Genomic DNA, 21,372 nt, shown 5'->3' on the forward strand with positions numbered 1-21,372 from the left:
GGAAAAGGGCGACGGCTTCACCCTCGGTATCAAAGGAGTGCTGTATCGTGCGGCCGGTGGTTCCAATCCGGCCCCAACGCCGGACCAGGCAGGTCTGGCCGAACAGGGTCTCCTCGATCGACAGTGCATAGAAGCGCGCCATGTTCCGACGCGCGTCGCGACGTTCGATACAGAGGCGATAGAGCTGCGCGATCATTGCGCACAGAATCGCGCAGCCGGGCGCGCGCGTCCAATGAATGGTTTGAATCAGCAGACGCGGATCGATTCACTCTGGTGATGGGTGGAACCGAACGTCAGTCGTTCGACTCATGACCCTTTCCGCAGAGATGCAGCCAATCCCTTGTCGGGGCCGGGTCGTGCGCGGTCGGTCGTAACGATCGACGCTGATCACCACGTCCGGCTACTTCGGCTGCCGGGCAAGGAATTCCGTTATCAGACCCTGAACCACCTCCTGCATGGTTGTCCTATTGCGCGCGCAATGGACCTGCAGCTCGATCATCTGCGAGACCGGAATGCGCGTGTGCACCCGGGCTGTCTCGCCGGCTGCCTTTGGCTTTTCGAGCTTCGCATTCGCCGTTCTGGCAGACTGGGTTCTCGTCTGCTGCTCCAGGTTGTCCGTTTCGCTGATGCTGGATTCCACTATGGCAGCCATGTTGCGCGAGAACGGATCATCCGAACGGGCACGCGGTTTCAAGGCAGGCAGCGGCAGCTGGTTTGCGGTCCGATCGCTTTTCTCGTTCATTGCGAGGTGGCTCCGTTCAGTTTGCGGATGATCTCGGCGGTCAGGGCATTCGTCTGGTCGCGAGCGTCCTGCACCGCCTTGTCGCGGTGGCGTCCGCCAAGCGAGCGGATGTGCCGGATCAGGCCGAGGCACTGCTTGACATCGAAGACGTGCGCTTTCGTTGGGATCAGCACGAAGTCAGCGTTGGCGACGGCCGGGCCGAGGGCAGCCACGGCCGTGCCCTGGACGTCGACCAGCAGAAGGTCCTCGCCGTCAGATTGCGCCAGGCGGTCGATCAGTTCGTCGGTCGAGCTGATAGGGATGACGTTGATGTTCGAAAGAGCGTACCCGGCGCGGTGACTGTTTTTGCTCCACTCCACCGCGGACAATTGCGGATCGGTGTCGAGCACCGTCACCCGGTGACCGGCGGCGGCGAATTCGCCAGCGAGCAGAATGGTGGTCATGGTCTTGCCGACCCCGCCTTTGGGCGAGGCCACTGTGATTTGAACCGCGCGTTGTTCCGGCATTTTTTCTCCCAATGTTCGTGTGCCACCTTGACGCCAAAGCGCAGAGGCGAACTGGCACCAAAGTGACCTTCTTTCATTGTGCCAATGCGCCGATGCGACAAAGTGCAAAGGCGCATAAGCGACTGTATTATAATATGAATTCCGGCATTTAGTGCAATGTTCGAGTGTGCAAATGCGACTCAGGATTGGTGCATCAGTGAGTTAGTATAATGTTGCGTATTTAATTGACAAGATACGCAATTTGGGTCCAAATTGGCTGAGCAGGTCGTCGCTTCGCTTCGACCTGGACCGTCTTCGACGTGAGGCCCATCCGCCATGGCGAGAATTTTCGACACCAGACCCGCCCAAAATGACACTCGAAAGCGCTCCCGGATCGATATCGGGCCGGAGGCGGGCGCACTCCTGGACGAGGCCTGCAAGGTGTTCCAGCTTGACCGAGCGGAGACGTTGCGGCGCATCATCCGGGCCAGCCTGGATATCGGCCCCGCTCTGTCGGCAGAGAATTCACGCAATGTCGCGGCCTTGGCCTCGCAATTCCGGATGGTCGGCCGAAACCTCAGCCAGCTTCTGCATGCCATTCATTCCGGCCACGCCGTCCCAATGGAGGCGACGTTGCCAATATGGCACGCACTGGATGTCAGGGTGAAAGCTGTCGACGCCGAATTGACGGCAATGACGATCGCCCATGGCCTGAAACTTCGGAAGGCGGCGCATCTGCTGGATGGTGAGGACGCGTGAACCTAGACCCGCCGTCCATACAGGCCATAGCCGATCGGATTCGAGCGAGCGCAGCTTTTGAAGAAGAGAACCGCAAGCGCCGGCGTCGGGCCCTTTTGTCCTTTGCTGGAAATGACGATGATTGGTTGTTCAAGACGGTTCGCGGCCGGCCGGGGGAGGGCGGTTTCGATGGAAGTCAGCCCCCGGAACCGGCCGTGCCGCGCTCGTCTGCCCGGGAGTTGGAGCCGCCGCGCGGTAAAGCCGGGCGACTAAACTTCGCCCTGCCAACGAAGCGGCGGAAGCTCGCCGGCGGACCTACGCCGAGAGCGGCTGCCGACCGGCTGGCGGCCGGGTATCAGCCGGCGGTTCTGAAGGTGATTTCCTATGGGCATGGCGTCACAAGAGCAGCCGCCATCAGTCAATATATCCAGAAGGAGGGCGTCGCGCTCGAAACTCACGACGCCCGCATCCTCGCGACGCAGGCCGCCGTTGCCGAGGAAATGAAACAGTGGGGCAAGGGCTTCGACAAGCGGCGGGAAAGCGACGATGTCGCGACGTTCCGGCTTTCGGTGGCAGGAGAGGAGAATGCCGAGCGCCTTTCATTGGCGGTTCAGGCTGGCTTTGCCGGCCACGGTTTCGCCTATCGTATCGACAAGCTGCAGGACGGATCGAGCGTTGCGCGTGTCGTCGCGACCATGGCCGGACACAGCGTCGTGCGGGGCGAGAATGGAGACGAGAAGAAGAAGCATCGGTTTCACCTTTCCGATCGGCGCCAGCAGGATCGCCAGTTCTCGGCACCGACCCGGGCCATGATCGCCTCGCGGATCGCCGAGACGCTTGGGGTCAAGGAGGATACTGTTTCGGTCAAGCCAATTGGGGAACCCAGCCACGGCAAAGCTGGTGTCGTGTTCCAGCTCTCGCGCCTTACCCATGACGGAGCGGTGATCGGCGCCGACGGCGTCACGATTGCGTCTGAGGAGGCGGTCCGGCAGACCGCGCAATCCTGGGACAAGACGCTGAATTCCTATAAGCCTCGCGACACCATGCATATGATCCTGTCGGCCAAGGCAGGTGAGGACGGACAAGCCCTGGTGAGGGCGGCACGTGGATTCCTGCATGAACAGTTCCCCAATCACAAATTCGCTTTTGGGATGCATGCCGACATGGCCGAGGAGGGCGGCCATATTCATGTCCATGCCATCGTCGCGGTGAAGGGCGAGGATGGTCAGCGATTGCGACCAGGTCCGGCCCAGCTTCGCGAATGGCGCGCGCTCTATGCCCAGCACGCACAAGCGCAGGGCATGAAAATCGTCGCGACTTCCGCGGCCTATCGAGCATCATCACAAAGCTATGGCCCGCGCGACAGGGCGATTGTGGCCACGGCCGAAAAGCCGCGACCGGGCAGGGAGGCGCGTGATCGCGCCTACGCCCGTGCAAACCCGAACGTCATTGAGAAAGCCCGCCAGCGGATCGACTACGCGAGGGCCAACCCGATCAAGATTCCGATTTCGGCGCGCCAGCTGCAGGCCACCCAGGCAAGCCTTCGGGACTGGCACTCGGTTGCTGCTTCTCAGCCGAATAACGCGATAGCGAGTCAATTTATTGATCGGATGACGCGAGCTTTCCGATCCGGTACTGTTGTGGTCGCTATTCGAGATGGAAAGGGTGTTCAAATGAGTTCAGATGCCACCGCGGACCAGATGCGGGAAAACCTAAAACAGATCAACGAGACCGTTAACAAGACAGCGGCCATGATGAACGGCCAGACGAAAGCGGAGTTCTTACGGCGCGCAGCGCCCACCATGGAGCTATTGGCGATCCGGACGGATCTCAAATCGATGGAGGAAGGTGGCGTCACGCATGTCAGCGAAGACCAGGCCCATCGGATTGCCGGTGCGCGCGCCGAAGCTTTGATTCATCGCGCCCAGGAGATCGAGGCGGCTGAGCGGCTTGAGGCCGATCGGGCTCGTGAAATACGCAATCGCGCCATGGAGCAGGAGGTCCGCGACGAACGCGCCGGATCGGCTGATCCGACCTCGCTTGAGCAGGTCGCGCAAGACCGCGAAATGGTGCGCAATGCCGAAAGCATTGCTGCGAAGGAAGCCCGCGAGGCACAAGCCGCAAGTGAAGCCGCGCGTTCATTGGCGCACAATCCTCACGAGCCGCTTGATCCCGAGATCGTCAAAGGCGAACGGCTCGAAGAACTGCAGCGCCTGCAGTCGAGAAGCATCAACATCGCTCCAGTCGAAGGCGAAGTTCCGGATTCACAAAAGCCGCAAAAGCAGTAGTTGCCTCGCCATGCACCACTGTGTGGGCTCGTTGTTCCCTAAGCCGGGCTCTGGCAGCGGCTCCGTTCGGCACACGCTCGCGTCCAACGCGGATGTACTCCGAGGAAAGACGAGGATTAGACACCTCGTGATTATGCAACCTCCTTCACCCGGATTTCTATATCCAGGTGAGCGGAGGCGGCGATGTTGACGAGCGCGTCAAGCGAGAACTTGGCGAGCTTACCGCGCAGCAGATCATTGATACGAGGGCGCGTCAGGCCGAGCCGCTTGGCGGCTTCCTCCTGGGGAATGCCCCAACGCTGGACTGCCTTACGGATTTCGTAGAGCAGCGCCGAGCGCGCTTTAAGGTTTGCTGCCTCCTGTTCGGTGTCCGCCAGGGCGTCCCAGACGTTCTCATAGGTTTCTACGTTCATCGTTCTGCCTTCCATCGTCTTAGCCGTTGAGCCGCCAGATCGAGGTCTTTCTTGGATGCGGCCTGTGTCTTCTTTTGGAACGCATGAAGCACCAAAACGCGGTCCTCCAGGGTTGCCAGATAGATGACACGGAACGCTCCCGATGCCTCCCGGACTCTGATTTCCCTGACGCCGGCCCCAACGATCTGCATAGGCTTCCAGTCGTCGGGATCGTCGCCGCGCTGGACAAGTTCAAGCTGCCAGCCGGCATCTATCCGCGCATCGTCAGGAAAAGCTCGAACATCCGGCCTACTGCTTCCAAGCCACTCAATCACCTTCATCGCGGTGCACTGTATCGGTTTTGATACAGGCTGCCTAGGGTGAAAATCAATCGCATTTTACGGACGAGCAAATCAGCTCACGTCCCGACCAAGAACCGGGAGGCGCGCGAACCGGCTCGATTCGCCCGCCATCGGATTAGGGACGTTTCGTCTGGTTCTCACACTCGACATAGGCACCGAAGGCACAAATCGCTCATTTGTATTCAACTGAATTTCACGTCCTAGCGATCGCCGTGACGTCTAATTTGATCCTGCAGCGCCTCAAGAGCGGCTGACGGTACCCCGTCGACATCTCCGCTATCCACTGACGGTGACAGGGAACGAGCGCCGGCCTCCACTTCCTGATCGAGCGATGCGAGCAGCGCGGCGATCGACGTGGACTTGTTTCCCGGCCGGACTTGGAATTGCAAGATACTCGCCTTGCCTTCAGACGCACTCGGGTCGGACGCCTTTGATGCTGCCGGCGCCGATCGCCGGCCAAGGGTGGGAAGCGGCCGCGGCGCATCATCGGCTGTCTGATCGGTCCGCTTCGGCTTCAACTCCGGAACCTCGGCGGCGACCTCGCTCCTTGCTTCAGCCTCACCGCCCGTTGGAAGGCCTGAGCTTGGCAGCGCCTGTGGTGCGTCCGCGCTGTCGCTCTTTACTTTCGGCTTTAACTCGACGGGACCAGCCCTTTCAGCCGCCGCACCAGTCGCAGGCGGCACCGCATCGGCATAGGCTGTATCGCTCGAAACCGGCGCTTCGACGGTATCGGGTTCCCCCAACTCGAAAGGTGCCGCCGGCGCGTTGTTGGCCGCCGCTTCGACCTCCGCCATGGAGCGCAGCGGAAGATCCTGCCATCGTGAGAGAGGCGGAACCTTCAAGCGCCGGTGCCGAAATTGCTGGTAGGTAGCCTTATAGGGAGCGTCCTTATAATAGGTGATCTTGCGCACCATAAAACCAGGGGGGCTCGAGCCCAGAACCACGGCCTGGTTCGCCGGCATCTGCCGAAGCTCCGCCGCCGTCCGGAACGGTCTTTCCTGATAACTTAAGCTCTTGTCTCGGCCCCCAAATATACCTTGCCCGGCCCTGATGATCGGTGTGGCGACCTCGATCGTGGTCGGCCCCAGCATTTCAGAGACATGTTCCGAGGTCTCAACGTCGTTCATGCGGATGAAAAGCTTCACCTGACACGCCGTCACCGTGGTCTGCCGCGTCGCTTTTCCATAGACTTCGTCAAGCTGGGCAAGATCCTGCAGGATCAGGACCATGCGAAAGCCATAGCCCGCGTTGATCGCCAGCTTGGAAACGATAGACTCCATTTTGCCGAGCTGGCGAAACTCGTCGATCATCACCAGGACCTGATATGGCTCGTCAGGACCTGGCGAGGAAGCCATCAGCACATCATGGATTTGCTGAACCAGGAGTTTGATGATGGGCCGGAACACGTCGAGCTGCGCCACCGAGCAGCCGATGAAGAGCGCCGTCGGGTCCTTGCGAAACTTCGAGATATCGAAATCGGTCGACGCCGTAGCGGCTGCAACGAGATCATTGGTCCAGGGGTTGAGAGCCGCCGTCAGGTTGAAGTAGGCCGAGTTTCGCGTTTCCTTTTCCAGCGCAATGAACTGGTTGAGCCCGTGCACGACCCACGAAGGCAGATATTTTTCCTCGTCATTGCGGATATTCGTCAGCACCCTGAGAAAATCCACACCGGTCGAAAGGAGCATCGCGACGGCGCGCAAATGACGCTGCCCCTCATAGCGTGGTGACGTCAGCACATAACCTATCATGGCCGAAAGCAGCTGCCGGCCGGCGCGCGCCCAGATCTCGGAACTCCCTGTCGCCTCCGGGATGATGAAGGAGGAGACCACCGCGCAGTCCGTCGGCATGCGCGCATCGCTCCGGATGAAATCCAGCGGATTATAGCGATGCGAATCCTGCTCGCCGGGCGAAAAGAAAAAGACCTTGTCACCGAGAGCCTGCCGGTGTGCACCGAACGCCTCGAAGTTCTCCCGCTTCGGATCGAACCACACCGAGGATCCTCGCCACATATACCCGTTCGGTATGACAAAGCTGACGCCCTTGCCGGATCGGGTCGGCCCGACCACGAGGACGTGCGCGGGATCGTCCGAGCGGATCGTCGCCCCGCCCATCTTGCCGAGGATCAAGCCTTGCTTTGCCAGCAGGTTTTTCCTTTCGGCGTCCATGATTGTGCCGAACCGCGCATCGCCGTAGTGCTTTGGCTTGCGGTTGATCAGGCTTGCAAAGATCAAGCCGACGCCGATCGCCACGACAATTGCGACCGCGACCGCGCCGCGGATGATCGTCTCGCTTTGCGTGGGATGATAGGCCAAGCGCTGACTGAAGTGCTGCCAGGCAACGAACAGGCCGCTCAGGCTGCGTTGCGCGTTCTGGTACCGCAAAAGCCCCCAGCGCGAGGCTCCTTCAGAAGGCAGGGCGGGATTCCACCGCCATGTCGCCACCAGCTCGTAAGCCAGGCTCCAAAGGGCAAAGAAAGCGGCGAGACCGATGAGGCCGAGGAAAAGTCTATAGGCCAATACGCGAGACATCCTGGGGAACCTTTCTGGCGGCTCTCCATTCAGTCATGCGGTTGAACCAGATCGCCGAAGTGCCGCGCCAGCCGCCCCGGCGCGTCTGTTGGATCACAATCGGCAAAACCGACCGCACGTAATCGATGATCTCCGCCTTGCTCAGACCGAGCCCAGCCTGCATGACCATTAATGCCAGCTGCTCAAACGCACCGGCCGGGCTGTCCGCATGGATCGTCGTGATCGATCCGGGATGACCCGTGTTGACGGCGCGCAAGAACGAATAGGCTTCGGCTCCCCGGATCTCGCCCAGGAAGATTCGATCCGGCCGCAGGCGCATTGCCGCCTGCAGCAGCGTTTCAACGGTCACGCGCGCCAGGCCCTGGTCGCCCTTTGACGCCACCAGCGGCAGATAGTTGGGCTGGTGTGGTTTGACCTCTCGCGTGTCCTCAATGGTGAGGATCCTTTCATCCGAAGGTACCTCATGCAAAATCGCGTTCAGAAAGGTCGTTTTGCCCGACGACGTGCCTCCTGAAAGCAAGATCGAATACCGTTCCCGCACTGCCAGGCGCAGGAAATCCTCGATCTTGCCGGCGTCGAGATATTCGCAAAGGGCGCTGTCGGTGTCGCTCAGTTCGCCGAGATCCTGGACGGAGATCGTATCGAAGGACCCACGTTTGCGATAATCCTCAAGGCGCATTTCCTTCACGACCTGCTTGCGGATTGCGAAGGCGCCTCCTGCCGGTGTCGCCGGCGCAAGCACGCCCTGAAAGCGTTCGCCGCCGGGCAGGGCGGCCGAAAGCAAGGGATTTTCCTCGCTGACGGACTGCGAGGATGATGCGGCTATACGTTCCATGAGGTAGGTGATCGCGGCGCGGTCGAGCTCGGGCACGTCGAAGGGCTCCATATGTGTCGAGCCGACGATTTCGACCCACACAAGTCCAGGCCCGTTTGCACAGATTTCCACCACGCGATCGTCGTCGAGCCAGCGCCGCACGGGCTCCAGCGCCTTATTTAGAAAGACGGTTCTTTGCTGCCCGCTCACGTCGGATCTCCCTCAACGCCTCGCGCACCGGGTCCGGATAGAATTCGGAAAAATCGAGGTCGCGGCGGACGAACACCATGATGCGCGACCCCTGATCGACATGGATCGTGGGCGCGATATTGATCGAGTTGCGAAGCGCCTCTTCGGCAATGCGGTTGAGGCTTTGCGAAATCTGTTGCGCGCCGATCTGGCGCGCGCTCTGCATGTACTGGTTGGGTTGCGTCTGGATTGTCACCGTCTGTCCGGTCTGCGGGTCCGTGTAGGTCTGGTTGGTGTTCGACCCGTTCTGGTCGTTGCCAAGGTTGGCGATGAACTGCGTCGCGCCGCCCACGACACTCAGAAGGATCGCCGAGCCGAAGCGCTCGAAATAGTGGTTGTCGACCTCGCCCGGCATACCGCTCCGACCGAGCTCGTCGGTGCCGGTCGAGCCGAGCTGCACCGACATGCCGTCCGATCGAAGCAGGCGTGTCCACACAATGAACACCCGCGTTTGGCCGGTTGCGAGGCCACTGCGATATTCACCGATAAGGCGGGAGCCAGCGGGGATCAAAACCCTGCGGCCGTCGAACGACCACACATCCTCCGAGACCACGGCCCGAACCATGCCTGCAAGATCGCTCTGGATGGCGGTCTCGAGCACGCCCTTGATCATCGTCCCTTGGGCGACCAGAGCGTCCGTGCGCGGGTTCATCGTGGCCTTCGATGTATCCGCTCCGCTCTGGCTCGCCCTTGCCAAAAAACGCCGGTTGGGATCCTCCTCGCCCTCGCCTGCATTTCCGAGCGCCGCGGCATCCGCTCCATTGGCGGCCAGTGCTGATGCACTGCCAGGCGCGTCGCCGCTATCGACGACGAGCTGCTTGGCGCGCAAGCGCTCCCATTTGCGCCGCTCCTCTTCTTCCTGCCTGCGCCGTTCTTCCTCAGCCAGACGACGGGCTTCGGAATCATCCTGCACCTGTGGTGGAGCTGCGGGCGGTTGCAGGGCCGGTGGAGGGGGCGGCGGCGCCTCGACCGCCGACGGCGGCTGTGCCGGCGCTGCCGGCGGCTCCTCGGGAGCCGTCGGTATTTTCAGGGTGCCGTTATCAAGCTGGGGGCGCGGCGTATCGAGCCCCGGTGCGGGAAACTGCGTGGTGTGAAACTCCTCGCCATCCGACGCCGTCAACAGCGGCTTGTCTGGCGCACGCGTCGCCGCATAGATCATCCAGCCGGCGAACACCACCGCGCCCAGCGGCACCGCGATCTTGAAGAATGTGGTCGCCCCGAATTTTGGCGCGGCGACGGCTGTGCCTTCCTCAGCGAGCATTCTGTACTCATTGGGAGATGGCATAGGGTCCCCTCACTTTCCGAACAGTCCCACCGCCGACACGCTGCGGCTCGTAAGGTTCAAGCCCGGTCGGTTCGTTCACATTGTTCAGCCTCAGATTGAAGACGCAGGTCGCGTCGTTGCCGTTGCGTAGGGTCCATTGGTAGTTGACCTTGTCGACGACGATGTACGCGCCCTCGCGGCGATAGTTCACAAGGGTCTCATTGCGCTCGCTGTCGACGACATAGATCGCCGGCACTTCCCTTGCCGGATCGAAGCGGAACCAGGTCTTCACGCCATCGTCGTAGATCACGAGCGGCTTATTTGCCGACGCCCCCTTATAGGCATAGGACGAGTTGGCGTTTTCGGCCTTGAATGCCTGCCGGTTCGGCTGGGCCGCCCGGGCCTGGGCTTCATCCATCAGCGCCGCGTCCGATGCCTCTTCGGGATAGCGGAACTTGATCGCGTAGACTTGTTGTGCAACCGGCCGAAACTCGCCGTTGAGGAAGAACACATAGCTGCGCTTGTTGGTCAGGACATTGAGATTCCCGCCCGCATTCTTCTCGATCGGCTTCACAAACAGCACATTGCCCTTCTTGTTGGGCTCAATGCTCCAGGCCGGGACGTCTCCAGCGCCCAGGGTTTCGATTTTCTCGTCATCGCCGAATTCGATCATGGTCGAGGCGCCGTAGCTGGCCGGCACCGACACCACATCGTCCTTCTGATACCAGACGAAGCGAATACGACTGTCACGAGATCCCGCCCGAGGGGTCTGTTCGGCAAGGGCCGGCTGAACCGCGCAAACGCCGAGCCCGATTGCCATCAGGATGCCGGCGACCTTCATTGCGGTGTCTCCGCCGTGGGTGCCGGCGCCGTCTCCTGATCGCGCCGATATTCGAGCACCTGGAAGCCAAGCGGATTTTGAAAGCGGATCTCGTTTTTGGCCGGCACACCGGTGTAGCGGAACCGGATCAACGATACCCAATGCCGCTGCACCGTGTTCGCCTGGCTCTTTTCCTCCGTCATGAAACGGACCAGGGCGGTCCTTTGGTTAGGAAATGTCACCGACTTCACAGTCACCGCCACGACGGTGTTTCGCCCGTACAACACCACGGGGTTCGTCACCTTGTTCGCCGGACTGAAAAGCTCGACGAGCTCCCTCGAGGCATCGCCGGCGCTCAGCAATTGCGCCAGATCGAAGTTGTCCTTCAGCGCCTTCGGATCGTAGGTCTCGCGAGCCTTCACATAACGGACGATATCGAACATCCCCATCGACTCGTCCTGCTGCAAAGGCCCGTCGGCCAGCGGCCGCTTGACCTCGACAAACCCGGTGGATTTGTCGACCACCACCATATAGGGCTCATAAGTCTTGAGCGGCAGCGCAAGGATCAGCGCGCCCACCGCTGCTACGGCAATGACCGAGGCGACGCTCGCCACACACCACGCCAGGGATCGCGACCAACGATTGCGCCGCGCGATATCTTTTTCCCAGATTGCCGCATCCACATAGTACGGCAAGGGAGACTGGATTTCCTTCGCCGGTGCCCCAGCGTTTTCCTTCACATCGCTCATTGGTGCGCCCCAAGACTATGCGGGATCCGTCAGCTTTCGGGAAAGCCGCGCATATTCCGCTGAATCCTCGTACCTTCTTTGTGCGAGGCTGACGCGCGCCCGCTCGCGACCCGCCAGGCGTTCCTGCCGCGTGCTCCAGCCCAAGCGTCCCATCAGCCTGCGCTGACCGGCTTGGCCCATCGCCGCGAAGGCGCCGCCGTAGAAGCGCCCAAACGAAGGCGTTCCAATACCAATTCCGCCTGCTAGCGAGGCGGCAACGTTGGTGATTTGTGACAGCAGCAGCACGCCGACGAGGCAGATCAGGATTAGCGGCGCGGCTTCGGTCAAGGTCGTGGTCGCAGCACCATTCGACCGGTTGACCGCGTCGAAATAGGTCTGGGTGATCGAGATGAAGAAGGCGCAGAAGGCGTAGACCAGAATCTGCACACACATGTACTGCACGATCGCGGTTATCCAGCCGGCGAAGAACCGGGTTGTGTAGCCGAACAGCATGAGAATGATGAACACGGGGGCGAGCGCCAGCAAAAGCCAAAGAAAGATCTTCGACAGGATGATGAGGAAGATCGCATAACCGATGAGCAGCGCGCCAACGACAAGGATGATCGCCGCCAGCACGTAGCCGCCGAAGTTCAACACCCCAAGGCTCTTGATAAAAGCGGACGTGGAGTTGGCGAGCGAATCCCAGATATTCTGCAGGGCCGTCTGCACGGAGTTGACGGAGTTCAGCCCGGCTGATGTCCCGGTCACATTGGCCGAAACACTCGTGAGAAGGCTGTTCCCGATCGCGGAAGGTGTGTCATTCGCGAACGAATACGCATATGTTTGAAAGTCCCCCCAGCTGGTCGCCAGAGCGTAGATGACGAAGGCGCGAAACAGGCGCCAGACCATCTCTTTTCCCGATCCCGTCGAGGTTCCCTGCCAGATGCTGATGGCCCAAAATATCACGTACAGCGTCAGCATCAGGCCCGCGACACCCACCTGTCCCCCGCCGGTCAGCGCCGACGCGAGGTTCTGGTAGGCTTGCGATACATAGTTATTGCCGAACTTGTCGACCTGTTGCAGAAGCGTCGTGATATTGAAATTCATTTGTTCGCCGTCCCGCCTGTAAACAGCGATGGATCGCTATTGAGTGCCTTCATCGGACCACACTCGAATGGCTTCTTCGCTTCTGTTCTTGGTTCGGGCGCCGCGAACGCCATCGGCTGCATCGGTCCCTCATCGCGCGCGCATGGAGCCTTGAGTGGCTTGTGGCCGCACCCCGAGGTCACGAGAGCGCCAATGAGGGCGGCCACTGATAGAAGCAAGCGCACCGTCATTGGCCGGACTTGTATTCGAGCCCCCGCGTGGCCTGGGTGATCAGGTTCATACGATCGATGTTTTCCTGGTTGGCGGCCGCCGTGGCGGTGTTCACCGCGCCGATCAGTTCGTTCACGGTCAGACCGGTTTGCACCATGATCTGGCTATTCTGATCGATCGAGCCCTTGATGTCCTGCGCCGTGCCGATCCGCTGAGCGCCCGACTGAAAAGCGCTGGAACGGGTCTTCACCCCATTTTGCGAGGAGTCCACCAGCCCGGTGACCGTGGCCGCGACGTTCACCAGGGCGCTGTAGTTCTTGTCCATCTGCGTCGTCTGACCATTGATCAGACCCGAAATGGTTTTCACCAGCTGCAGGCCGTTGATCAGGTTTGAAACCATTCCCTGCGATCCGTTGCCGAGGCCGGCAAACGACAACGAGCCGCCCGAGATCACGCTGCCAAGCGAAGGCGCGCTTCCCATGGAGAAGCCGCCATTGCCCAAGGCGATCTGCGCGAGCTGACCAGCCTCGCCCGACCGGTCGCCCGTGACGGCCTGCAGTGTCGCTTGCGTATAGTTCATGATGTTGCGGTCGGTGCTGAGGATCTCGCTCGTTGCCGATGCAATCTGCCGAGCCTGTTCCAGATTGGCCTCGTCGATCGTAGGCACCTGGGCAATGGCGATGCCGCCAAAGCCAAGCAAGAGTGCCGCTGTTAACGGAATTCCACGCATAGCGCTTTCTCCTATTGAGCCTGATATTGCTTGACGGCCGACATCAGTTCGTCGGTCGTCATGGTGACGGGAGCGCTGTTGGCGTCCCGTTGGATTTGCGAAAGCCTGGGCGACACGTTTTCAACCGTGTCGGTCGTGCGCGGCACCGGGCATGCGCTGTCCGTCGAGGGGCAGCACGTATTGGCGGCCGTGCCGCCGCTCGTCCGTCCGGGACAGCTCGTCGAGCCGCCCGGGCCAGGCGGCGCGGGCGGGGGATTGGGCACCACGAGGCCGGAGGATCCCCGGCTTGTCAGTGCGGCCGTGCCGATGTTTCGCACGTTGAAAGCTTGGGCGAAGAACCCAGTTGCCTGAATCACCTCGTTGAAGGTCAGTCCGCCTTGGGCTCGGATTGCGCTGTTGCGGTCGAAGGCTTCCATGGCCGTTTTATCGGTCCCGATATCCTGGCCCATGGTCTCGAAGACCTGCTTGTTGGGACCCACGGTCGACATGCTGCCATTCATGCCGCCGACTACCTGGCCGGTGCTGTCCAAAAGGCTTCGTTCGCCGGCATTGCCGCCGACAGCGCCTGATCCCGTTCCTGTCGAAGCGAACGCCGTTGAGCCCTTGATGTCGGGATTGGCCTGTTCCAGGGAGGCCCGGCCACTCGCGGGATCAAGCGAAGGCTTGGGGCTCGTCACGTTCTGCGCCTTTTTGGGGGTCGTCACCGAGCATTTGACGCCCTGCGTTGCGGACTTCGTGTCCTCCTGGATCAGCTTGATCTCAACCTTGTCGGCCTTGTCCTCGCTCCGCCGCGACAGAATAGAGCTGTCAGAAACCGGCACGGCCGCCATCGCCATCGATCCGGCGAAAATCATCACAACGGCGGCCGTCGCGCCAACGATGGCATTCATTCCGGGTCCCTCCCAAGAAAGATTGGCAACCAAACCTGCGGATCGTCACCGACCCGCGCGCGCAGCGCGTCGAGCTCCTGGACCGTCTCAATTCGACCAGAGAGGATCTTGATCGCGTCAGGCATCGCGCCCAGATTGAGGCGCGCAATGACGCTGTCCTGGTCATGCTTGATCAGGAATTTGCGGGCTTCCGGCGGGGTTTCGCGGATCCATTTGATCTCGCGCTCGGACAGCCCGAACGCCCTGTGCGACTCCTCATCTGCCTTCGGGTTGGGGAAAAAGATATTGGTCGGCGTCTGTTCGATCAGCGTGTTGGCGATCGACGATTTCACGATATCCGCCGCGGACTGCGTGCCGAAGCCAATGATGCCATTCAATTTTCGAATGGTTTTCAGCTTGTCCTTGATGAAGTAGCTGAAAATATCATTGTCCAGGAGCTTCCAGCCCTCATCGAGGAAGATCATGACCGGTTGCCCGTCAAGCAGCTCCTCAATGCGATGGAAGATATAGAGCAGGGCGGCCGTGCTGGTCGTCGCGTCGCTCAACACGCTCGTCATGTCGAAGCCGAAAATGGACGACATCGAGAACGAATCTTCGGCGTTGTTGAACAACCAACCACGCTGATCGGGCCTCATCCATGGCTGAAGGCGCGAATAAAGATCGTCGTCGCCGGCGCGCATCGCACCACGCAACAGCTCGGCGAACTCCTCCATTGTTCGACCTTCGGGCGGCGCGCTTGCCACCTGGGCGATCGCGTTGCGGATGACTTGCTCCTCGCGCGTCGAGTGGGCGTGTCCGTCGGCGCGACGCAGCATGAAACTGAAAAGCTGGAAGAGAAATTCCCGGTTGTGCGGCGTATCGGGCAGGCGCAACGGATTGAAGCCGGAAGGCTCGCCGGCCTTGAGAACCTCATAGCGGCCGCCAAGCGACCGTACGAAGATATCGAGGCCGCGATCCTTGTCGATCATCACCAACTTGGGGCGCGGCGTGATGCGCTGCGCCTGTGCCGCGAGAAAGCCGAGCAGCACCGTCTTGCCCGAGCCCGAGGGACCGTTCAGGGTGAAGTTGCCGAGATCTCGAACATGGAAGTTGAAGAAGTAGGCCGTTTGCGACGTCGTCTCGAGGACGCTTATCGGCGTTCCCCAATGCACCCCGCCAGCCCGGCCGCTCGGATAGTTATGGAAGGCCGAGAAGCCTGCCATGTTCTTCGATGAGATCATCGACTTGCGCGCCACATAGGCGAAATTGCCGGGCAGGGTGGCCCAGAACGCTGGTTCACAATTGAGGTCCTCGCGAACCCACAGGGCGGACACCTCCGTCAGCGCGGTGCCGACGTCGGTCACGCAGCGCGCCACGTCGTCCATGGTCTTCCCAAGGCACAGCACCGTCAGATGATGCAAACCATAAAGCGCTTCGGAAGATAAAAGCTCGTCGCGCGCTTCGCCGAGTTGATCGGCGACAATCGAGCCGGCTTCATCCGACATGTCGATCTTGCGCCCGACCCGCTCCATCTGGGTCAGCGCCTGGGGCTTGTCGATGATCGCGAAGGATTGCGTCACGATGAATTCGTGCGGCACCTTCAGCATTGGGTTGAGCATACCCGGTCCCGTAATGGAAGGGTACTCGCCTACCGAAATGATGGCGCCGTATCGCGTTTCGCCAGGGAACGCCCCGCGAATTTCCAGCGCATTCGGGCCGAAGAACAGCCGCTTGGTCGCCAGCGCCTCCGCGAGCTTCATGCGCGGCAGTGCCATCGGCCGCGGAAACCCGCCATTGACAAGCTGCACCAGGAATTCCAGCGGCTCGGAATGCCAAACGTCGTTGCGCTTGACGACCGTCAGAACCCGCGCTCCATATGCCTGCAGGCTCTCTCGGACGGCTTTCATCACGTCCGTGAGTTCGATCAGCGACCGCTCCTCGCTCGAAGAGCGACCGTCCGCCGCCCTGCGTCCCAAAAGCTTGCGGATCACAAGATCCGCTGTCCCGACGGTTCCCTGCAATTCGCGCCGCACGATCGTCAGGTAGATGTCGTTCACAAACATGCGCTGGGTGCGCAGGGCCGCCGTATAGCGCTGATCCAGCTCTTGGCAGAACTTATTCTCGAAGCTCGACTCGATCGCCGGCTTCACCTCGCGGCGCAGGATATGCGAGTAGATCGCATAGCGGGAATTCGCCAACCCCCGAATGAGATCGTTGCGACCGAGCAGGCGCGAATTGATCTCGGCGATGTCGATCGTCTCGAAGCACAGCCCGCTCATGTGAACGAAGGACATCAACATGCCGTCCTGCGTCTTGATCACCTCGTCGGACACATGCCGCGAATAGGGTATGTGGGCTGAAACCGGGTTCTCCCGACGAGACACGGCCCCGAAACTCAGTTCATCGCGCAGAGCCCGTGCGATCGCCACGTCACACCCGGTAACTGCGCGCCCCCCAGAAGCTGGCGCTCCGGGGCGGCATCTTTCGCGAACGGATGAACATGATCTCGATGAACATGGGATCGCGCATGATCGCGATCCTGGCAACCGCATAGAGCGGCACGCAGATACAGAGCATGATCAGATTATGGGTTGCAAGGAACACGACGGCGGTCAGCACGCCGATGAACCCCGCCAGCTCGTAGGGGATGCCGAGCACCGTCGGCGCTCGGGTCAGGCCCTTGACGAGAGGAGTGATCAACAATCTGGGCTCGCCAGGATCGATCCGGCCGTCTGCCATGCCGATCACCTCCCGACCGCGGATTGAAAGAATTCGACGATCTGTGCCGAGCCGAAGACCAGCACGATACCCAAGACCCAGCTTCCAGCCACAAACCATGACAGGCGTGCCGCCCAGGCCATGAAGCCCATGAAAATGCAGAACAGAACTGCCAAAGCCGTCGCGATCGGCCCTGTCAGGGTCTGCACCAACGTCTGCAGCGTGCTTTGCACAGGCTGGAGATTTCCGCCTCCGGCCATCGCCTGCGTTGCCAAGAGCATGAGCGGCATCGCCACACCAGCACTGCGTGTCGCAATCATCTTCCACATGGTCATCAAAGCTTCTCCTCAGTCAAAGTTTTGCACCATCCCGCCCTGCCAGACCGGCGCCGTCGCTTCGCGAGACGTCGTGGTGCCGCCATTGCGGGCGTTGGTGCGGGATGTCGGAACATTTTGTTGATCCGCCGCGCCGGCCGCAGCCGGTTGAACGCCGGCTAGGTCAAGGCTCACCGCCCCACCTGGCATCACTGCCTCGGACCCGACCGATGGCCATTGGTAGAAATCGTTGATGACGTTGGCGACGTAGCCAACCGTCTCGGGGTAGGGCGGCACGCCCTTGTATTTGAGAACCGCGACCTCGCCGGCATTGTAGGCGGCGAGCATGTATATCGGGTTCGGAAATCTGCGATGCAGATCCCGCAGAAAGCCGATCCCACCTTTCACATTATCCGCGGGGTCGCAGATATCGACCCCGTAGCTTGCTGCCGTGGACGGCAGAAGCTGCATCAGGCCATAGGCACCTTTGGGCGATAGCGCGCCGGAATTGAAGCGGCTTTCGGCCCGGGCAACCGCGAGGACGAGCGGTGGGGCAAAGCCTTGCTGGCGCGCGACCGTTTCGACGATACGCTGTCCGTCTTCCTTCGACAGGGCAGCGACGCCGGGGCAGGGGTTGTCGGCCTTGGTCGATGTCACCGTAGCAGCCGCGCTGTCAGCGCTTCCCGCCGAACCGATCCGCTGCACGTCATGGCTGCCAACCTCAACGGCCGGCATCACCCGGCCCTTTGCGTCGACAGCAGCGTTGACAATGCGACCGGTAGTTGCCGTGACGTTGCCCTGGAAGTTCCCGGAAGCTTCCTGTGCAGACGCTGCCTGGCACGTCGCCAGGATCGCACCCACGGCCAGTACTGTTTTGCGGGATCGAATCATTAAAATAATCCTGCGCCGTTGCCGATTCTGAAATGCTGAATTAATACAATGAATCGATGAACCGCAATCGCGAAAATGAGGCTGGCGCAATGAAAATGAGCAGGGTTCTTTCCGTTGTGGCGTTTTTGCCGACCTCGTCGGCTCTGTCGGTGGCGCCGGCCCATGCTGATGATTTTGGCTGCAAGGTTTTGCTGTGCATCCTCAACCCGCAGGGTTGGGCGAGCGTCGGGGAATGTGTGCCTCCGGTCGAGCGCGCTTTCCGTATGGTCGCGCATGGGGACCCCTGGCCTCAGTGCCCCGAGGCAGGCAGTTCCGGTCGTATCGGATATGAGAAATTCAAACCCTGCCCGGACGGCACGATCGCCGTTTCGCCCGAGACGGAATCGGGCGGAAGCGACAACAGTTCTCGATCACAAACTGTCTACAAGCCCAACAGCAACGGCGCTTTCTGCGCGCCGCGCAATGCAACGAATGCCTCATGGGGCACTTACTCGAGAGGTTCCGGTTCCGGTGCGCCTCCAACATCCGCCGTGACGCCGCGCGAGAAGAGGACGGAGCCAAACTATCTCGATCTCACGACCACAGACGGCAAACAGCGCTTCTGGTTCGATCTGAGCAGGTATCAATAATGAAGCCTGGCTTCTCAGCCGTTGTTGGCCTTCTCGCGGCCGTCCTCGCCAGTGTTCCGGCACGGGCCGAGGACAAACCCAATCCCTGGTTTCAGATCCCTGCCGCAGCATCTTTCAGCACCGGCGACACCTGGACCTATGCCGGCGAGACCCACCGCCTCTACGGCGTTCAAGCCTGCCTGCGAGGCACTTATTTCACAAATGCGGCAGGGGGGCGTGTCGATTGCGGCGAGGCCAGCCTCGCCATGCTCGTCGCTCTCATCCGGGATCTCAAACCCCAGTGCTACACGGCCGCCTGGCAGGACGCGACCAAAACGCGCTTCGTCGTTTGCGTCGCACAGCCTGTCTCAGGATCCGCGGCCGGTTCTCGCATCGATCTCGGCACGGCGCTGATCTCAACCGGCTGGGCCTTTGCGGCCGTCACTCCAAACGGCACTCCGGTTCATGCTCCCTATATTGTCGCGCAGGAGGTCGCTAAAAAGCAGCACCTTGGCCTGTGGCAGTTCGCCGACGTTCCTGATCCCAATGCCATCATTCTCCAGAACATCCGCAACGCATCTAACGCGGCTGGTCAGTCTTCGAATCCGCCTGCAAGTCGATAACCGGTCCCTGGCGGGCTGGATCATGCCTGACATCCCGCTGAGTCCACCGCCACATCACGAACGCCACGGCAAGCGCAATCGCCGAAATCAAGCCGAGAACAATAGTCGCGATCAGCCCCGGCTCTCGCCAAAACGATAGGCTGTCCCACTGATTCAAAAGCCGGGCGCCGGACAGCACTAAAATCAAGACTGTTGCGATGACGATGCCCGTTCCCGGATCCATCTCGAATTTTTTCAGCATGGCATTCTCCTTTCGCACTGCGGTCACGGCCCTCGCACGGACTTTTGCTTTTCACGTGTTGCGTTGATATTCCAAGGCCGGTCTGCTGTCCGGCCCGGGAACCCGCTCCTGTTTGCCCGGCAGCGCCGGCCGGGGACCGCTAGCGTCCCAGCACCAGGTCTCAAGCTCGCAGCTAGAGACCAGACGGTCGAATTCCGACCGTACCGCCTCCTTGGCATCATGCGGCACGACAAAAAGTGCCGTTCCCTGCTGGTCAACGTCGGTCAGAAGACCGAACGCCATGGGCACCGCTGGCAGGACGTTATAGCGCAACGTTTTCACAAACCGCCGATGCTCCCCGGTCAGGACCTCGATCAATTCCTTTTCGTCATTGTGCTGAAACGGGATCCAATTCTGTGTCACGTTCATAAAGCCGATTTCGTCGATCGACAGGATGCCGGACGGCGTCTGCGTGACCGTTGCGATGAGGATCAGGTGCGAATTTTCGTGCAGTCGCCACAGGTCGAATTCTGCTCCAAAACGCTTCGGCACTGCCTTGAACATTTTCTCATCCATGAAGAGCGGCGCGTCGGGCATATGCTTGATCGATAGCTTGCCGCCAAACCGGGCAGGATCGAGCGATTTCACAATGCCGATCACGATCTTCTTGTGACCCGCCTTAGCTGCCGCCGCGAAAGCCTGCTCCCGATCCGCCGCTAGCCGATCCCTGTGCTCAGGGGAGTACATTGCCGGCATGAACAGCAGCTCGCGCAACTGGAACTTCTGGCTCGACTTCGCATCGGCCGCGCCCCAAAGAAATTTCCGGACCAACCACCAATTTCTTTTTCCCACGAAGCCGGGTGCCATTAATGTCAGCTCCGCCTCTTCCCAGAGATAGTCGAGCAAGCCTCGCAGCGTGAGCTTCTTCGGATCGGCCTTCACAGTGTGGTGGGTAGGCCCCTCGCCGGATGGTCCCTGTCGCGCCTTGCCTTGTGTCAGTGCGAAGGCCAGCTTCAGCCGCGCCGTCTCCGATGCTGGATCCTCGACGATTGCTTGACCTAGGACCTCCGCCTTTCCCGACAGTGCGAGGGGCAGTTCATAGCGATCACAGTCTACCGCATGGTCCTTGCCGGTGTTCGGCATGCGCTTGATGATCAATTCCTCGCCGACGGCGGCGATGTACATCGGCACTCCGGGATGCCGACACAAACACAAGACGCGAGCCTGCTGATCCCGCGCCTGACGCAAGAGCGTCTGAATTTCCGGGTGCTGGGGGCCAATCGTGCGACCCAGAATAGCAAAGTCACTCATAAGGTGCCATCCGACTTAGATCGTTCGCCTTATGATTAAATCATTGAACCGATGTCTCGTTCAACCCATTTGGTCAACCATGCTTCCCATGGATTGACAGTGGTTAACCCGGTTGACTCGAATAGGCTGATGTTTCAGGTGGGCGACCATGGAGCCGCAAACAGCGGCTGTGGCGGCGATGTAGCCGTCCGCGGCGTGATCCCCCGGGATGGTGTGGCATGATGACAATCCGATCCTCGACATGTTTCATGGATGGCGCGCATCAAGAGCACGCGGCCATGTACTCGTGCCGGAAGCTACGCCACTTTGGTGTGACCTCTCCAGACCCGAACCGCGCGCTTGCGACCTTCTGTAGGGTGGC

Annotated in this window: 23 protein-coding genes; 4 read left to right on the top strand and 19 right to left on the bottom strand. The window is 60.6% G+C overall.

Features of this window, described 5'->3' with window-relative positions; all coding sequences use genetic code 11:
* The 3 genes from AC04SF_RS35605 to AC04SF_RS35615 all read right to left on the bottom strand — a co-directional run.
* The coding region (locus tag AC04SF_RS35605) for a WGR domain-containing protein (protein WP_488481592.1) at positions 1-196 on the bottom strand (196 nt) is incomplete at its 3' end.
* Between the two features lie 204 nt (positions 197-400).
* Complete coding sequence (locus AC04SF_RS35610) at positions 401-742, bottom strand: hypothetical protein (protein ID WP_488481593.1); 342 nt, start codon at positions 740-742, stop codon at positions 401-403.
* Complete coding sequence (locus tag AC04SF_RS35615; RefSeq protein WP_488481594.1) at positions 739-1,248, bottom strand: ParA family protein; 510 nt, start codon at positions 1,246-1,248, stop codon at positions 739-741. Before AC04SF_RS35615 ends, AC04SF_RS35610 begins: the two co-directional genes overlap by 4 nt.
* A gap of 420 nt (positions 1,249-1,668) precedes the next feature.
* Between AC04SF_RS35615 and AC04SF_RS35620 the strand changes: the two genes are divergently transcribed.
* Both AC04SF_RS35620 and AC04SF_RS35625 read left to right on the top strand, forming a co-directional pair.
* The gene (locus AC04SF_RS35620) at positions 1,669-1,986 is read left to right on the top strand and encodes a hypothetical protein (protein ID WP_488481595.1); all 318 of its coding nucleotides are present in this window, start codon (positions 1,669-1,671) and stop codon (positions 1,984-1,986) included.
* The gene (locus AC04SF_RS35625) at positions 1,983-4,253 is read left to right on the top strand and encodes a relaxase/mobilization nuclease domain-containing protein (protein ID WP_488481596.1); all 2,271 of its coding nucleotides are present in this window, start codon (positions 1,983-1,985) and stop codon (positions 4,251-4,253) included. The genes AC04SF_RS35620 and AC04SF_RS35625 overlap by 4 nt, the downstream gene beginning before the upstream one ends.
* A gap of 131 nt (positions 4,254-4,384) precedes the next feature.
* On the opposite strand, the gene AC04SF_RS35630 is transcribed toward AC04SF_RS35625, so the two are convergent.
* The 14 genes from AC04SF_RS35630 to AC04SF_RS35695 form a co-directional block, all read right to left on the bottom strand.
* Positions 4,385-4,666 carry a helix-turn-helix domain-containing protein gene (locus tag AC04SF_RS35630; RefSeq protein WP_488481597.1) on the bottom strand — a complete coding sequence of 94 codons (282 nt, stop codon included), beginning with the start codon at positions 4,664-4,666 and terminating at the stop codon, positions 4,385-4,387.
* Complete coding sequence (locus AC04SF_RS35635; RefSeq protein WP_488481598.1) at positions 4,663-4,986, bottom strand: type II toxin-antitoxin system RelE/ParE family toxin; 324 nt, start codon at positions 4,984-4,986, stop codon at positions 4,663-4,665. The genes AC04SF_RS35630 and AC04SF_RS35635 overlap by 4 nt, the downstream gene beginning before the upstream one ends.
* 221 nt (positions 4,987-5,207) lie before the next feature.
* Positions 5,208-7,523, bottom strand: a complete 2,316-nt coding sequence (locus AC04SF_RS35640) for a type IV secretory system conjugative DNA transfer family protein (RefSeq protein WP_488481599.1) — start codon at positions 7,521-7,523, stop codon at positions 5,208-5,210.
* Positions 7,513-8,559 carry a P-type DNA transfer ATPase VirB11 gene (gene virB11, locus AC04SF_RS35645; RefSeq protein WP_488481600.1) on the bottom strand — a complete coding sequence of 349 codons (1,047 nt, stop codon included), beginning with the start codon at positions 8,557-8,559 and terminating at the stop codon, positions 7,513-7,515. The genes AC04SF_RS35640 and virB11 overlap by 11 nt, the downstream gene beginning before the upstream one ends.
* Complete coding sequence (gene virB10, locus AC04SF_RS35650; protein WP_488481601.1) at positions 8,525-9,790, bottom strand: type IV secretion system protein VirB10; 1,266 nt, start codon at positions 9,788-9,790, stop codon at positions 8,525-8,527. Before virB10 ends, virB11 begins: the two co-directional genes overlap by 35 nt.
* A gap of 76 nt (positions 9,791-9,866) precedes the next feature.
* Positions 9,867-10,703: a P-type conjugative transfer protein VirB9 gene (gene virB9 / locus AC04SF_RS35655; RefSeq protein WP_006205828.1), complete on the bottom strand. Its 837-nt coding sequence runs from the start codon at positions 10,701-10,703 to the stop codon at positions 9,867-9,869.
* Positions 10,700-11,431 (bottom strand): VirB8 family type IV secretion system protein, encoded by a 732-nt coding sequence (locus tag AC04SF_RS35660; protein ID WP_488481602.1) that lies wholly within the window; start codon positions 11,429-11,431, stop codon positions 10,700-10,702. The genes virB9 and AC04SF_RS35660 overlap by 4 nt, the downstream gene beginning before the upstream one ends.
* Positions 11,432-11,446: 15 nt before the next feature.
* Complete coding sequence (locus tag AC04SF_RS35665; protein WP_006205830.1) at positions 11,447-12,517, bottom strand: TrbL/VirB6 family protein; 1,071 nt, start codon at positions 12,515-12,517, stop codon at positions 11,447-11,449.
* Positions 12,518-12,743: 226 nt separating this feature from the next.
* The gene (locus AC04SF_RS35670; RefSeq protein ID WP_488481603.1) at positions 12,744-13,427 is read right to left on the bottom strand and encodes a type IV secretion system protein; all 684 of its coding nucleotides are present in this window, start codon (positions 13,425-13,427) and stop codon (positions 12,744-12,746) included.
* A 41-nt stretch (positions 13,428-13,468) separates the two neighbouring features.
* The gene (locus AC04SF_RS35675; protein WP_488481604.1) at positions 13,469-14,347 is read right to left on the bottom strand and encodes a hypothetical protein; all 879 of its coding nucleotides are present in this window, start codon (positions 14,345-14,347) and stop codon (positions 13,469-13,471) included.
* Positions 14,344-16,755 carry a VirB4 family type IV secretion/conjugal transfer ATPase gene (locus AC04SF_RS35680; protein WP_488481605.1) on the bottom strand — a complete coding sequence of 804 codons (2,412 nt, stop codon included), beginning with the start codon at positions 16,753-16,755 and terminating at the stop codon, positions 14,344-14,346. The genes AC04SF_RS35675 and AC04SF_RS35680 overlap by 4 nt, the downstream gene beginning before the upstream one ends.
* Position 16,756: 1 nt before the next feature.
* A complete protein-coding gene (locus AC04SF_RS35685; RefSeq protein WP_040583984.1) occupies positions 16,757-17,065 on the bottom strand; it encodes a VirB3 family type IV secretion system protein in 309 nt (102 codons plus the stop codon).
* Between the two features lie 5 nt (positions 17,066-17,070).
* Positions 17,071-17,379, bottom strand: a complete 309-nt coding sequence (locus tag AC04SF_RS35690) for a TrbC/VirB2 family type IV secretion system protein (protein ID WP_006205835.1) — start codon at positions 17,377-17,379, stop codon at positions 17,071-17,073.
* Between the two features lie 12 nt (positions 17,380-17,391).
* The gene (locus tag AC04SF_RS35695; RefSeq protein ID WP_488481606.1) at positions 17,392-18,339 is read right to left on the bottom strand and encodes a lytic transglycosylase domain-containing protein; all 948 of its coding nucleotides are present in this window, start codon (positions 18,337-18,339) and stop codon (positions 17,392-17,394) included.
* Between the two features lie 5 nt (positions 18,340-18,344).
* Between AC04SF_RS35695 and AC04SF_RS35700 the strand changes: the two genes are divergently transcribed.
* Complete coding sequence (locus AC04SF_RS35700) at positions 18,345-18,878, top strand: hypothetical protein (protein WP_488481607.1); 534 nt, start codon at positions 18,345-18,347, stop codon at positions 18,876-18,878.
* Complete coding sequence (locus tag AC04SF_RS35705; RefSeq protein WP_488481608.1) at positions 18,878-19,480, top strand: thermonuclease family protein; 603 nt, start codon at positions 18,878-18,880, stop codon at positions 19,478-19,480. Before AC04SF_RS35700 ends, AC04SF_RS35705 begins: the two co-directional genes overlap by 1 nt.
* Here the strand turns inward: AC04SF_RS35705 and AC04SF_RS35710 are convergent.
* Together AC04SF_RS35710 and AC04SF_RS35715 are read right to left on the bottom strand one after the other, a co-directional pair.
* Positions 19,437-19,721, bottom strand: coding sequence for a hypothetical protein (locus AC04SF_RS35710; RefSeq protein ID WP_488481609.1), 285 nt, complete (start codon positions 19,719-19,721; stop codon positions 19,437-19,439). The genes AC04SF_RS35705 and AC04SF_RS35710 overlap by 44 nt on opposite strands.
* 51 nt (positions 19,722-19,772) lie before the next feature.
* The gene (locus AC04SF_RS35715) at positions 19,773-21,011 is read right to left on the bottom strand and encodes a DUF1173 family protein (protein WP_488481610.1); all 1,239 of its coding nucleotides are present in this window, start codon (positions 21,009-21,011) and stop codon (positions 19,773-19,775) included.
* Between the last annotated feature and the right edge of the window lie 361 nt (positions 21,012-21,372).

The organism is Mesorhizobium sp. CNPSo 4671 (assembly GCF_057784245.1).

Bases quoted from the DNA above. Each gene is read 5' to 3' on its own strand.
- AC04SF_RS35635 (WP_488481598.1), bottom strand. From the start codon at position 4,986: ATGAAGGTGATTGAGTGGCTTGGAAGCAGTAGGCCGGATGTTCGAGCT.
- AC04SF_RS35675 (WP_488481604.1), bottom strand. From the start codon at position 14,347: ATGAATGCCATCGTTGGCGCGACGGCCGCCGTTGTGATGATTTTCGCC.
- AC04SF_RS35715 (WP_488481610.1), bottom strand. From the start codon at position 21,011: ATGAGTGACTTTGCTATTCTGGGTCGCACGATTGGCCCCCAGCACCCG.
- AC04SF_RS35615 (WP_488481594.1), bottom strand. From the start codon at position 1,248: ATGCCGGAACAACGCGCGGTTCAAATCACAGTGGCCTCGCCCAAAGGC.
- AC04SF_RS35665 (WP_006205830.1), bottom strand. From the start codon at position 12,517: ATGAATTTCAATATCACGACGCTTCTGCAACAGGTCGACAAGTTCGGC.
- AC04SF_RS35710 (WP_488481609.1), bottom strand. From the start codon at position 19,721: ATGCTGAAAAAATTCGAGATGGATCCGGGAACGGGCATCGTCATCGCA.
- AC04SF_RS35630 (WP_488481597.1), bottom strand. From the start codon at position 4,666: ATGAACGTAGAAACCTATGAGAACGTCTGGGACGCCCTGGCGGACACC.
- AC04SF_RS35685 (WP_040583984.1), bottom strand. From the start codon at position 17,065: ATGGCAGACGGCCGGATCGATCCTGGCGAGCCCAGATTGTTGATCACT.
- AC04SF_RS35610 (WP_488481593.1), bottom strand. From the start codon at position 742: ATGAACGAGAAAAGCGATCGGACCGCAAACCAGCTGCCGCTGCCTGCC.
- AC04SF_RS35705 (WP_488481608.1), top strand. From the start codon at position 18,878: ATGAAGCCTGGCTTCTCAGCCGTTGTTGGCCTTCTCGCGGCCGTCCTC.
- virB9 (WP_006205828.1), bottom strand. From the start codon at position 10,703: ATGAAGGTCGCCGGCATCCTGATGGCAATCGGGCTCGGCGTTTGCGCG.
- AC04SF_RS35700 (WP_488481607.1), top strand. From the start codon at position 18,345: ATGAGCAGGGTTCTTTCCGTTGTGGCGTTTTTGCCGACCTCGTCGGCT.
- AC04SF_RS35690 (WP_006205835.1), bottom strand. From the start codon at position 17,379: ATGACCATGTGGAAGATGATTGCGACACGCAGTGCTGGTGTGGCGATG.
- AC04SF_RS35660 (WP_488481602.1), bottom strand. From the start codon at position 11,431: ATGAGCGATGTGAAGGAAAACGCTGGGGCACCGGCGAAGGAAATCCAG.